The following is a 12,559-nucleotide window of genomic DNA, read 5'->3' as shown; positions in this document are numbered from 1 at the left end:
ATGGCGGCCCCGCAGCGCCAAGCGCCCGTACCTGAGTCCGCGCCCACCGGCCGCGCTCGGGTGGAGTTCGCCCGCACGGCTGATGCCTGGGACATCGCCCTGCACCGCTATCGCGGCCAGCGCCGTGATCTGCCGCCGCTGATCATCTGTCCGGGCTACGCCTGCAACCGCCATTTCGTTGATTTCGACGAGCGTTACTCGCTGGCGCGCTTCTGCGCCCGGCGCGGCTTCGACACCTGGGTGCTCGAACTGCGCGGGCGCGGTTACAGCGAGGCGGTGTTCGGCGGCGGTAGCCGCGGCTGGAACTTCGACGACCTAGTGCGCTTCGACGTGCCGGCGGCGATCGCTTACGTGCGCGGCCGTTGCGAAGAGCGCCGGCCGGTCTGGATCGGACACAGCATGGGCGGCATGGTCGTCTACGCCGCGCTCGGTCAGGATCCCGAGCTGGGCAAGTCACTGAGCGGCCTGGTGACGATCGCCTCGCCGGTCGGCTTTCCAGCCGTCGCCTCGCCGCTGGCCCGCGGCCTGGGCTCGCTGCTGCTGGCGCTGCCCTTGCCGCAACGGCTGCCGCAGCGCTCGGTGCTGGTGGCGCTGTGGTCGGTGATGGCTCACTCCGGTCGCTTTCCCGAGGTCGGCATGAATCGCCGCAATCTCGATCAGGCCGCCTTCGGCCGCGCCTTGCCGCTGTTCATGTGCAACGTGGCGCGCGCCAAGGTGCAGCAGTTCACCCGCTGGTCGCTGACCGGGCAATTCCGCTCCAACGACGGCGCCACCGACTACCGCGCCAACCTCTCGCGCATCACCACCGCGGCACTGATCATCGCCGGTGCCGCGGATCAGCTGGCGCCGCCCGAAACCGTCGGGCTCGCCTTCGATCGCCTGGGATCGGCGGAGAAGCTGTACCGCGAGTTTGCCCGCCGGCAGCAGGACAGCGCGGATTACGGCCACGTCGATCTGATCTTCGGCCGGCGCGCCCCGGAAGAGGTCTTTCCCACTATCAGTGACTGGATCGAGAACGGGCTTTCGCGGAGGTAGAGGATGGCCGCCACAGGTGTTCGCTTCGGCATTCAAACCGGACAGCAGTTTGCCTCGTGGGACGAGATCGTCCGCATCTGGCAGCGCGCGGAAGACTTGGGCTACGACACCGCCTGGACCTTCGACCACTTCGTCGCCGTCATGATGGATCCGTTCGATCCCTGCCTGGAGGCGTGGAGCTGCCTGGCCGCGCTGGCGGTGAACACCAAGCGCATTCGCATCGGCGCGCTGGTGACCGGCAATACTTACCGGCACCCGGCGATTCTCGCCAAGATCGCCACCACCGTCGATGTCATCAGCGGCGGCCGGCTCGAGTTCGGCATCGGCACCGGCTGGTTCGAGCCCGAGCATCAGATGTTCGGCATCCCGCTCGGCACGCCGCGCGAACGCTGCCAGCGCCTCGACGAGGCGCTGGCGATCATCCGCTCGCTGTGGCGCGAGCCCTACACGACGGCGAACGGCAAGTACTACCAGCTCAGCGCCGCCACCTTCGAGCCCAAGCCGGTGCAGAAACCGCACCCGCCCATCGTCATCGCCGGCGCGGGCGAGAAACGTATGCTGCCGATCGTCGCCCGCCACGCCGACGTTTGGAGTTCCTTCGGCTCACCGGAAGTGTATCGCCGTAAGATCGAAGTGCTGCGCGGCTATTGCACCCAGGAGGGGCGGGACTGCGATGCCATCGAGAAGCAAGTGCTGGTGCCGGCGTTCATCGGTGACGACCTCGAGCCGGCGGCGCCGATGGTGATGGGCTATGCCATGTACCAGAACATCAGCGAAGACGAGGCGCGCAAGTGGATGCTGCTGGGCAACGCCGGCGAGGTCTGCCGGCAGATCGACGCCTTCATCGCCGCCGGCGTCAGCCACTTCGTGCTGACGTTGAACCCGTACAACATGGACGTCTTCGAGCGCTTCGCCGCCGAGGTGATGCCGCGGTATCGCTAGACTGGCGTGCTAGCGGGTGAAACGCGCCAGCAACGCCCGCGCCTCATCCACTTGTGCCGGGCGGCCGGCGGCGCCGGCGCTGGCTAGGGCGCGCTGAGCTTCGGCGCGCGCCGCCTCCGGCGCCTCGAGAGCGAACAGGGCCTCGGCCAGGTAGAGCCGGGCACTGATCCGGTCTGGCTCCACCGCGAGCACGCGCAGCAGCAGCTGTTGCGCCGCCGGCACGTCGCCGCCGAGCAGGCGCGGCAGATTGAGCAGAAACGCCGCCTTCGCCACCAAGGCATCGCTGTAATCCGGCGCGAGCGCGAGCGTGGCATCGATCTCGCGGTGGAGCCGGCGCACGGCGAACAGGCTGCCGAGGCTGTAGCCGGCGAGATAAGTCCGCTTGGCGAGCGCACAGAAGACGGCGAAGTGCGCTTTGGCGTCACCCGCGTCCGCCGTCACTGCCTGTTCAGCCAGTTCTAGGGCGCGCGCCAGCTGCGCCTGCGCCCCGGCGCTCGGCCGATCGTCGAGCGCATCGCACAACGCCAGTGCCCGCTCGGACGCGGACGATCCGGCGGGCTCCACCGCCAGCGCCACAAGCGGGGCGGCCAGCGCCAGCAGCAACAGCATCACGCCCGCCCCCTGTGCCTGCTTCGGTCCCTGCATAGCCTTGCCGCTGCGCCAACCCACTTCGACCAGATACACCCCGCGGCCAAGAGCGCCAAGCTCAGCGCGGCCGTTGGCAAGCACCGGCCGCTGGCGCAGACTAGCTCCTCGCCGTGGGCTTGGGGCCGACCGAGGCGGTTGACGCTGCTGGTCAGACCAGAAGCCCAACGATTACGTTCGGGCTATTTCCTTGTGCGTAGGCCAATTGGCCGAACTTGACTCTATTTCAGGACGCACGATATAGAGCTGGTCAGACCAGGAGAGCTGTGCGCGCATGTATCGGATCGGTTGCGATATTGGGGGAACGTTCACGGATGTAGTGGTGTGGGATACCGAGCGCGGCGAGGTCCACGCCGGCAAGGTGCTTACCACCCCGGACGACCCGGCCCGGGCCGCCATCGACGGCATCCGCACGGTCTGTGCGGAGCAAGGCATCCGCCTCGACAGCGAGGTCCGCCACCTCATCCATGGCACCACACTGGTGATCAATACTTTGATCCAGAGAGTGGGTGCCAAGACGGCACTGTTGGTGACCGAGGGGTTTCGTGATTTTCTCGAAGTCGGCCGCGGCAGCCGCTACGACAACTATGACATCAACATCGACATGCCGGTACCGTTGGTCCCGCGGCGATGGCGGCGCGGTATCCGCGAGCGAGTCGATGCCGGCGGCGTGGTCCGCACCAAGCTCGATGAAAGGCAGGCGCGCCAGGCGGTGCGGGCGCTGGTGAAAGACGGCGTCGAGGCCATCGCCGTCTGCTTCCTGCACTCCTTCCGCAACCCGGCGCACGAGCACCGGATGCGCGAGCTGATCCGCAAGGAGGCGCCACAGATCGAAGTCAGCCTCTCGTGCGAAGTGGTGCCGGAAATCCGCGAGTACGAGCGCGCCTCGACCACGGTCGCCAACAGCTTCGCGTTGCCGCCGACGCGCCGCTACCTGGCCAACTTCGGCGAGCAGCTGGGCAAGCTGCGCTTCGGCGGCGAGTTCCTCATGATGCTCTCGCACGGCGGCATCACTACTCCCGAAGTGGCGGCGCAATTCCCCATCCGCATCCTCGAGTCCGGACCGGCCGCCGGCGCGGTGCTCGGCGCCTTTCTCGGCGAACAGCTCAACTATCCGCACATCCTCTCCTTCGACATGGGCGGCTCCACCGCCAAGAGCTGCCTGATCGACGACTGTAAGCCGCAGGTGACCAAGGAGTTCGAGGTCGCACGCATGGCCCGCTTCAAGAAAGGCAGCGGGTTGCCGGTCAACTTGCCGGTGATCGACATGCTGGAAATCGGCGCCGGCGGCGGCTCGATCGCTGGCCTCGACCAAATGGGCTTGCTCACCGTCGGACCGCTCAGTGCGGGCGCGGCGCCGGGCCCAGTATGCTACGGGCGGGGCGGCACCCAGCCGACCGTCACCGATGCCGACCTGGTGCTCGGCTACCTCGACGCCGGCTACTTCCTCGGCGGCGGCATGGCGCTCGATCGCGCGGCCGCCGAGACCGCGCTCGGCGAACAGATCGCCAAGCCGGCCAAACTGACCGTGCTTGCCGCTGCTTGGGGCGTCCACAACATCGTCGATGAGAACATGGCCAACGCCGCCCGCGTGCTGGCGGTCGAGAAGGGCATCGAACTGGGGCCGTACACCATGATCGCCTTCGGCGGTGCCGGCCCGGTGCATGCTTTCAACGTCTGCCGCAAGCTCGGCATCCGGCGCTTCCTGGTCCCCCACGTCGCCGGCGTCGCTTCCGCCTTCGGCTTCCTGGTGGCACCGCTGTCGTTCGATTTCATCCGGACCTACATCCTCAAACTCACCGACTTCGAGCCCAACACGCTCAACCGCATCTATGCCGAGATGGAGGAGGAAGGCCGCCGCCTGCTCAGCCAGGCCGGCGTGCCGCGCGAGCAGGTGACCATCACGCGCTCGGCCGATATGCGTTACGCGCTGCAGGGACGCGAGATCGACGTGTCGATTCCATCCGGCCGCCTGGGCCCCGAGCACCGCGAGCAGATTCTCAATGCCTTCTCCACCGCCCACATGCAGAAATACAACTGGAGCCACCCCGACCTCGAAGTCATGGGCGTGAACTGGAAGATCGTCGCCGCCGGCCCGCGCCCGCAGCTGACGCTCAACCATCGCCGCAGCGCCGCCACCGGCTCGGCGCGCAAGGGCGAGCGTCCGGTGTACTTCCCCGAGTTCAACGAACTGCGCCCCTGCCCGGTCTACGATCGCTATCAGCTCGCGCCCGGTTTCAGTTGCGACGGACCGGCCGTGATCGAGGAGCGCGAGTCGACCGTGGTGATCGGCCCTGGAGGCACCGCCACGGTCGATCAACTCGGAAACGTGGTGGTGTCGGTACCAACGGGAGCCGTGTGATGAGCACCTTCGATCCGGTCACGCTCGAGATTCTGTGGAACCGCTGCCGCACCATCCTCAACGAGGAGATCGCCGGCCTCATTCGCGCGGCTTTCTCGCCCATCATCCGCGAGGCTAAGGACTGCTCGGCCGGTCTTTACGACCGGCAGGGCAACTTCATGACCCACGCCGACGAAGGCGAATGTCACATTCGCCAAACGGTGAAGTGCCTGCTCGAGAAGTTCTCCCCCGATGAGTTGAAACCCGGCGACGTGTTGATTTCCAACGACCCGTGGAAAGTCGGCGGCCACATCAACGACACCGCGGTGATTGCGCCGATCTTCTTGCGCGAGCAGCTGGTCGGCTTCGCCGCCTACCTCGGCCATCACATCGACATGGGCGGGCGCGGCTTTTCGGCCGACAGCACTTCGCTGTACGAGGAAGGCATCCTCATCCCGCCGGTAAAGCTCTTCGCCGCCGGCGAGCCCAACCTCGACATCTTCGAGATGGTCTCCAGCAACATCCGCCATCCGGAGGTGGTGCTGTCCGACATTCGCGCGCAAATGGGCGCCGCCGAAGCCGCCGCCAACAAGATCGCCCGCATGATGGAGGAGTTCGGCCTCGCCGATCTCGACGGCCTTTCGCAAGCGATGATCCGCACCAGTGAGGAGGCCACGCGCGCCGCCATCGCGCTGATCCCCGACGGCACCTACCGTTACGCTACCTTCACCGACGGTTACGATGCCAAAGACCCGGTGAAGATGGCGCTGGCGCTGACGATCAAGGGCTCCGACATCACCATCGACTACTCCGGCAGCTCGCCCCAAAGCATGTACGGCATCAATCTGGTGTACAACCACACCCTGGCGCTGACGCACCAGTGCCTGATGTGCACCATCTTCCCGCACGTGCGCGACAACGAAGGCAGCTACCGGCCGCTCACCCTGGTCGCGCCCGAAGGCAGCATCATGAACGCCAAGTACCCGGCCCCGGTAATGGCCCGGCACCTCACCGGCTTCTACATCCCGTCGGCCGTCTTCGGCGCACTCGCCAAAGTGATCCCCAACCGCGTCGTCGCCGACTCCGCCGCGGTCTCCAACTTCGGCGTCATCGGCACCAACGAGCGCGGCGATCCCATGGTCGGCATCTGCACCTGCCTCGGCGGCATGGGCGCACGCCCGACCAAGGACTCGCCGACCACGCTGTTCCCGTTCGTCATCTCCGACATCCCGATCGAGGTGATCGAGAACGAGTTCCCGCTGTTCGTGCGCAAACGCGAAATGGTGCGTGACTCCGGCGGCGCGGGTAAGTATCGTGGGGGCCTGGGTCAGGAAATCGAGGTCCAGGTGCAAAGCAAGAAACCGGCGACCTTCTTCTGCATGCAGGAGCGCATCAATCACCCGCCGCTGGGCCTGCGCGGCGGGCTGCCGGGCGCTACCGCCGACTTGGTGATCAACCGCACCATCCGGCCGCATCCGAAAAAGGGCTACATGCTGCAGCCCGGCGACAGCGTCCGCATTCGTGCCAACGGCGGCGGCGGTTACGGCCTGGCGCATCAACGCGATCCCGAGCGGGTGCTGGCCGATGTGCGTAACGACTACGTCACGGTGGAACAAGCCGCCAAGGTCTATCGCGTGGCCATCGACGCTAAGAAGAACCAGATCGACTGGGCCAAGACCAAACGCCTGCGGGCGAACAAAGCCGCTCCCGCCAACAACTCGAAAGCCCCCGGCAAGCGCCGGGCCAGCCGGCCAAAGCGCGCGTCAACCGCCGCGCGCGGATAACTTCGGATTGGACCACCACAGAGACAGAGAACCGACACGGAGGCCGCTACTGCAAGACCGCCAACGCGCGAACGTGCCATCGCCGACAAGCTTCCCGCGCTCTAGCCTTTGCCTCCGTGGGCCGCTGCGGTGAGCAATCCTGTGGTGAGCAATCCGAGTTCATGCTGCCGATCTACCTCAGCGAGCCCAGTAACGAGCCGGCCCGGCAACGCGCTGCCGCCAGCCTAGTGCGCCGCGCACTCGCGCCCGCGCCGGCGCTCTCGGCGCTGCGGCGCGATCGTGAGCACGCCGCGGCCCACAGCGACGAACTGCAACAGCGCTTCGTGGCGGCACTGGCTCGCAGCGGCCTCACCGTGACCCGCGCTGCCACCGCGGCGGCGGCGGCTGAGCGCATCGCGGCGGTGGCCGCAGGCTCGCCGATTGCCGCCACCCGCGCCGCCGTCATCGGCGAGCTGCAAGCCGCTCTCACTCAGCGCCGGCTCAGCGTCGTCCCGACCTACGGGCCCGGCAATGACGATTTCACCGGCCGTTACCAGCGCTTCTGGCAACTGCCGCCGCACCGCGACACCGGCGGGTGGGCGAGCCGGGCAGTGGCGGTTGGCGAGGCCGGCCGGCAACGCCGCGCCGTCGTCGGGCTCTTCGGCGTCAACGCCGCCTCGGCCGCCACCGGCGCGCTCTACCTGCTGCAACATTCCGCCAACATCGGCGAGCTGCTCGGCGCCGCGCGGCAATTGATCTTCGTCGTCGCCCTCGACAAGCTCGCCGCCGATGACGCCGCCGCGCTGCGCCAGGTCAACGCCGCCGGCACCTACGGCGCCGACAGCGTTCTGCTCGACCTTGCCCGCACGCGCCCGCTCGGCAATCCGCTCGAGCGCTTTCTGCCTGCCGGCGATGCCCCCGCCGCCATCGAGGTCATTGTGCTCGACAACGGCCGCCGTGAACTTCTGCGCGGCCAGTATCACGAGTTGTTCATCTGTATTGGCTGCCGCGCGTGCGCCACCCGCTGCCCGACCTACCCCGAGTTTCGCGGGCCGCGGGGCTGGAGCCCGAAGGACTACCTTTGGAGTCACCTCTGTGGTGATAACCCATCACTCGAACTCTGCACCCTGTGCGGCAACTGCGAGGTCGACTGCCCGCTCGACATCCCGATTCCCAACCTGATCGCGCAGCGGCGGGCGCAAGCGCTGGCCCAACACGGCCGCGGCCCGGCCGGCTGGCGCCGCCGCCTACAAGGCGAAGTCGAGCTGCTGGACAAAGCCTTCTCGGCCACCGCCCCGCTGAGCAACTATGCGCCCAAGCTGCCGCTGGCAGCCACGGTGATGGCGCAGGTGTTCGGGCTGGCCTGCGAGCGGCCGTTGCCGGCCTTTCGGCGCGATACTTTCGCGCGCTGGTACGCCCGCCGCGAACACCAGTCGGCCTCCGCACCGCAGCGGAGGGTTCCCGCTCCCGCGCCACCCGCAGGTCAGGGTGAGGGTACCTCATCCGGTGTACGCCCTCGGCTGGTGTACTACTTCGGCTGCTTCGCCAACTACAACAACCCGGAGGTCGGGCAAGCGCTGGTGCAGTTGCTGGAGGCGCTCGGCTACGAAGTCGTCGTGCCGGCGTGGAAGTGTTGCGGCATTCCACTCTATGCCAAGGGTGAGTTCGAAGCCGCGCAGCGGCTGGTCGAGTTCAATGTCGCGGCGTTGGCCCAGCACGTTGAAGCCGGTGATGAGATCATTACCAGCTGCCCGAGCTGCCAACTGGCGCTGGCACGCGACTACCCGCGGCTGTTCGCCTCGCCCGCCGCCGATCGCGTCGCCGCCCACACGCATTTCTGGTCGCGCTTTCTGCTCGAACGCGGCGGCCTCGCCGGCCGGCTGGGCGGGTGCTCGCAAAGCGCGGCCTATCATCTCCCCTGTCATCTGCGCGCGCTGGGGATGGAGAACGACACGGTCGAGCTGCTGCGGCAGCTGCCGGGGTTTGCGGTCCGTGACATCGGCCGCGGCTGCTGCGGGCTGTCCGGCACCTTCGGACTCGAGCGCGCCCATTACCGGCAATCGATGGAGATCGGCGCCGGCGTGTTTGCCGCCGTCAAGGACAGCGCGTTCGATACGGTGCTGACCGATTGCGGCGCCTGCAAAATGCAGCTCGAGCACGGCAGCGGCCGCGCGGTGGCGCACCCGGTTGAAATGCTGTGCCGGGCGCTCGCCGGCGCCGCCGCGAGTGCACCCCCTGAGGTCAAAGGAGCCGCCGCATGAAGATCCTCGCGGTAGATCACACGCGCTGCACCGGTTGCCGGCTGTGTGAAATCGCTTGCTCGCTGCATCACGACGGCGTCGCCAACCCGGCGGCGGCGCGGCTGGCGATCGTGCGCTGGGAAGAAGAAGGCCTGCACGTGCCGGCGGTCTGCCAGCAGTGCGACGTGGCGATGTGCGAACTCGTGTGCCAGCCCCACGCCATTCGGCGCAACCCGGCTACCGCTGCACTGGTGGTGAACTACGAGCTCTGCATCGGCTGCCGCATGTGCGTGATCGGCTGCCCGTACGGCGCCATGTCGGTGCATCCGTTGGGCCGGCCGGTACTCAAGTGCAACCTCTGCGACGGCGAGCCGCGCTGCGTGCAGTTTTGTGAGACCGGCGCGCTGCAATACCTCGAGCCGCAAGCGGTCTCGTTCGCCAAACGCAGCGCCACGGCCCGCAAGCTGATCGGGGGTGAGTCATGAGGTCTTGTGGCTGGGCGGGCACCATCTTGCGTGTCGATCTGAGCAGTGGGGCGATCGAACGGCAGCCGCTCGAAGCCGGCTTCGCGCGCGCGTTTCTGGGCGGCCAAGGCTTCGCCGAAAAGCTCATCTTCGACGCTTGCGACTTCAGCGAGCGCGATCCCTTCAGCGCCAAGAACGTGCTCTGCGTTGCCCCCGGCGCGCTCTCGGGCACTCTGACCCCGGGCTCGGGGCGGCTGACGGTCGCCGTCGGTTTGAGCCCTTCACTCGGCGGCTACCTCGACGCCAACGCCGGCGGCGGCTTTGCCAGCGAACTCAAGTGGGCCAACTACGACGCCATCGTCATCACCGGCCAGGCGCCGCATCCGGTGTATCTGCGCATCGCCGATGACCAGGTCGAGCTGCGCGACGCGCGCCAGCTGTGGGGCAAACGGGTGCGCGAATGCGATCACCTCTTGCAGCATGAAGTCGCCCTGACCCAGTACGCGCGGCTGATCATCGGCCCCGCCGGCGAGAACCGCGTCCACGGCTCGATGCCGACCTGTGATCTCTTCCGGGCGCCCTCGGCCGGGTCCACCGGCGCCGTGTTCGGCGCCAAGAACTTGAAGGCCATCGTGGTCAAAGGCACGCGCGGCGTGCCGGTGGCGCGTCCAGCGGAGGCCTTCGCCGCTTTTCGCGCAGTCTACGAAAAGAACCGCGCCGAGGCCCGCTTCAAGCGCTTCGGCGAGCAGGGCACCAAGTGGCTGGTCGAACTCTCCGGCACGCTCACCTGCCAGTACAACATGCAGGTGCGCGATTTCCCGTACGAGCATCTGAGCATCGAGCGCTTCCGCAAAGAGTTCGCCAGCGGCTCCAAGGCCTGTCACGCCTGCTTCCAGCATTGCGATCACCACTGGCAGATCAACTCCGGCGACTTCAGCGGCGAGCAGGGTTCCGGCGGCGAGGCCGGTACCATCATTCCGCTCGGCCCCATGTGCGGGGTGTCGGACTACGCCACCATTCTCCACCTCACCAACCTGGTGAACGATCTCGGCCTCGACAGCATCACCGCCGGTTGCGCGGTGGCCACCGCGATGCACTGGTGGCAGGAAGGCCTGCTGACGGCGGCAGATACCGGCGGGCTGCGGCTCGAATGGGGCGACGCCCAAGCCGAAGAGCAGCTGATTCTCCAGATCGCCGAACGGCGCGGCTTCGGCGCGGTGCTGGCGGAAGGGACGTTTGCTGCCGCCGGCGAACTTGCCCGCCGCCGCGGCTTGGAACTTGCCCGCCTGACCAGCTTGATCCGCTCCAACAAGAAGCGCCGTGAGGTGCCGGCCGACTTCCGGCCGCTCAAGGGCATGGCGTTTTCACGCGCCCTCGACATCCGCGAGTGCGACGTGCTCAACACCGACACCCTCATGGCCGAGGGCAACGTCGACTACGAACGCTACCGCCACATCGGCGTGCCCGAACCGGTGGCGCGGCAGTGGGCCGACTCCTACATCTGCAACCCGATGGTGTTCGACGATAAGTCACTCGCCAAGTTCTACTCCGATAACCACCTGTCGGTCTGTAACAGCCTCGGTATCTGCCAGCGTTTTACCACCTGGGCACAGATGCGCATGGGGTTGGAAGACATCGCCCGCTGCTTCAGCGCGGTCACCGGCATCGACGTGACTTGGGAAGACCTCCATCAGGCCGGCGACCGCATCCGCCAGCTCGAGCAGGCGATGCAGCTGCTGCACGGGTTTCGCAAGGCCGACGATTACTTCCCCGACGCTTACTACAACAGCCCCGTGACGCAGGGCCGCTTCGAGGGCGCTGAACTCGATCGCGGCGAATACACCACCGAGCTGGAAAACCTCTACCGCCTGCGCGGCTGGGACAAAGACGGGCGGCCGACCGCAGCCCACTTGCATCAAGCCGGCCTCGACGACGTAGCGGCGAAGCTGCGCGCGGTCGAGCTGCTGGCACCATAGCGAGGAATTCATGACACCCGCACGCTTGCACACCACACTTTGTGACCTGCTCGACATTCGCCATCCGGTCATGCTCGCCGGTATGGGGCGGGTCTCCTGCCCGGAACTGACGGCGGCAGTCTCCAACGCCGGCGGGCTCGGCATTCTGGGCGCGGCGCCGCTGCAGCCCGACACCCTCAACGAATGGATCGAGCAGACGCGCAAGCTCACCTCCGCGCCCTTCGGGGTCGATACCCTGCTGCCGCTGGGCGTACCGAAGAGCGGCTCGAAGGGCAGCATGAAGCAGAAGATTCCCGAGGCCTACGCCGAGTTCGCCCGCCGCTTCAAAGAGCAGCACGCCATCCCCGATCCGCCGCCGCGCGGCGAGGTCAGCCAAGAGCTGTTCGGGGTCTCGCAGGAGTTGGCGTGGGACTGGACCCATGACTTCTTCGAGAAACAACTCGAAGTCATCATGGATCAACGGGTGCCGGTGTATGCCGCCGGGCTGGGTGATCCCTCGCCGATGCTGGCTGAGTTCCACGCCCGCGGCACCAAGGTCATCGGCATCGCCGGCAACGTCAAGCATGTCCGCCGCATGCGCGACGGCGGCGTCGACATCATCGTCGTGCAGGGTACCGAAGCCGGCGGTCACAACAGCCGCATCGGTACGATGGCGCTGGTGCCACAGGCGGTCGACGCGGCTCCGGGCACGCCCATCGTCGCTGCCGGCGGCATAGCCGACGGCCGTGGCTTGGCGGCGGCGCTGGCACTCGGGGCCGCCGGTGTGTGGTGCGGCACGGTGTTCTGTACCACCGAGGAAGCCTGGCTCTCGGGGTTCCTCAAGCAGGCCATGCTCGACAGCGACGAGGAGGGCACGGTGGTGAGCCGCGCGGTTACCGGCAAACCGATGCGCCAGCTGAAGAACAAGTGGGTGGAGGAATTCGAGGCCTCGGGGCTGACGCCGCTGCCGATGCCGTTCCAGATGATCCTGTCCACGCCGGTCATGGCCGGCGCCGGCCGCGCCCACCGCGGCGATATCTGCGCCACCGCGGCGGGACAAGTGGTCGGCATGCTCCACGAACTCAAGCCCGCGGCGCAGGTGGTGACGGAAATGGTCGAGCAGGCGGTGGCGGTCCTCGGCCGCTGCGCGCAGCACGCGGTTGCCGACTAGCCG

At 67.3% G+C, this 12,559-nt stretch carries 9 protein-coding genes; 8 read left to right on the top strand and 1 reads right to left on the bottom strand.

Features of this window, described 5'->3' with window-relative positions; translation table 11 throughout:
• Entirely contained in the window at positions 1 to 1,035 is a 1,035-nt protein-coding gene (locus tag HY699_00555) for an alpha/beta fold hydrolase (protein MBI4514295.1), read from the top strand.
• 3 nt (positions 1,036 to 1,038) lie between these two features.
• Complete coding sequence (locus HY699_00550; protein MBI4514294.1) at positions 1,039 to 1,977, top strand: LLM class F420-dependent oxidoreductase; 939 nt, start codon at positions 1,039 to 1,041, stop codon at positions 1,975 to 1,977.
• Between the two features lie 9 nt (positions 1,978 to 1,986).
• Here HY699_00550 and HY699_00545 read toward each other — a convergent pair whose 3' ends face one another.
• A complete protein-coding gene (locus HY699_00545) occupies positions 1,987 to 2,622 on the bottom strand; it encodes a hypothetical protein (GenBank protein MBI4514293.1) in 636 nt (211 codons plus the stop codon).
• 274 nt (positions 2,623 to 2,896) lie between these two features.
• Here HY699_00545 and HY699_00540 point away from each other — a divergent pair, with 274 nt between their 5' ends.
• The 6 genes from HY699_00540 (at position 2,897) to HY699_00515 (ending at position 12,556) form a co-directional block, all read left to right on the top strand.
• Entirely contained in the window at positions 2,897 to 4,984 is a 2,088-nt protein-coding gene (locus HY699_00540) for a hydantoinase/oxoprolinase family protein (GenBank protein ID MBI4514292.1), read from the top strand.
• Positions 4,984 to 6,747, top strand: a complete 1,764-nt coding sequence (locus HY699_00535; protein MBI4514291.1) for a hydantoinase B/oxoprolinase family protein — start codon at positions 4,984 to 4,986, stop codon at positions 6,745 to 6,747. The genes HY699_00540 and HY699_00535 overlap by 1 nt, the downstream gene beginning before the upstream one ends.
• Positions 6,748 to 6,908: 161 nt before the next feature.
• Positions 6,909 to 8,987 (top strand): anaerobic glycerol-3-phosphate dehydrogenase subunit C, encoded by a 2,079-nt coding sequence (locus HY699_00530; protein ID MBI4514290.1) that lies wholly within the window; start codon positions 6,909 to 6,911, stop codon positions 8,985 to 8,987.
• Positions 8,984 to 9,451: a 4Fe-4S dicluster domain-containing protein gene (locus tag HY699_00525; GenBank protein ID MBI4514289.1), complete on the top strand. Its 468-nt coding sequence runs from the start codon at positions 8,984 to 8,986 to the stop codon at positions 9,449 to 9,451. The genes HY699_00530 and HY699_00525 overlap by 4 nt, the downstream gene beginning before the upstream one ends.
• Positions 9,448 to 11,406, top strand: a complete 1,959-nt coding sequence (locus tag HY699_00520) for a hypothetical protein (GenBank protein ID MBI4514288.1) — start codon at positions 9,448 to 9,450, stop codon at positions 11,404 to 11,406. The genes HY699_00525 and HY699_00520 overlap by 4 nt, the downstream gene beginning before the upstream one ends.
• A 10-nt stretch (positions 11,407 to 11,416) precedes the next feature.
• Positions 11,417 to 12,556 (top strand): nitronate monooxygenase, encoded by a 1,140-nt coding sequence (locus HY699_00515; GenBank protein MBI4514287.1) that lies wholly within the window; start codon positions 11,417 to 11,419, stop codon positions 12,554 to 12,556.
• Positions 12,557 to 12,559: the final 3 nt, after the last annotated feature.

The organism is Deltaproteobacteria bacterium (assembly GCA_016210005.1).
Taxonomy (GTDB): Bacteria; Desulfobacterota; Binatia; order HRBIN30; family JACQVA1; genus JACQVA1.
This window is presented reverse-complemented; position numbering and strand designations above follow the sequence as displayed.

What these genes read in the sequence shown, in the direction of transcription:
- HY699_00520 (MBI4514288.1), top strand. Translation starts at nt 9,448, where the DNA reads ATGAGGTCTTGTGGCTGGGCGGGCACCATCTTGCGTGTCGATCTGAGC.
- HY699_00530 (MBI4514290.1), top strand. Translation starts at nt 6,909, where the DNA reads ATGCTGCCGATCTACCTCAGCGAGCCCAGTAACGAGCCGGCCCGGCAA.
- HY699_00525 (MBI4514289.1), top strand. Translation starts at nt 8,984, where the DNA reads ATGAAGATCCTCGCGGTAGATCACACGCGCTGCACCGGTTGCCGGCTG.
- HY699_00535 (MBI4514291.1), top strand. Translation starts at nt 4,984, where the DNA reads ATGAGCACCTTCGATCCGGTCACGCTCGAGATTCTGTGGAACCGCTGC.
- HY699_00555 (MBI4514295.1), top strand. Translation starts at nt 1, where the DNA reads ATGGCGGCCCCGCAGCGCCAAGCGCCCGTACCTGAGTCCGCGCCCACC.
- HY699_00540 (MBI4514292.1), top strand. Translation starts at nt 2,897, where the DNA reads ATGTATCGGATCGGTTGCGATATTGGGGGAACGTTCACGGATGTAGTG.
- HY699_00515 (MBI4514287.1), top strand. Translation starts at nt 11,417, where the DNA reads ATGACACCCGCACGCTTGCACACCACACTTTGTGACCTGCTCGACATT.
- HY699_00550 (MBI4514294.1), top strand. Translation starts at nt 1,039, where the DNA reads ATGGCCGCCACAGGTGTTCGCTTCGGCATTCAAACCGGACAGCAGTTT.
- HY699_00545 (MBI4514293.1), bottom strand. Translation starts at nt 2,622, where the DNA reads ATGCAGGGACCGAAGCAGGCACAGGGGGCGGGCGTGATGCTGTTGCTG.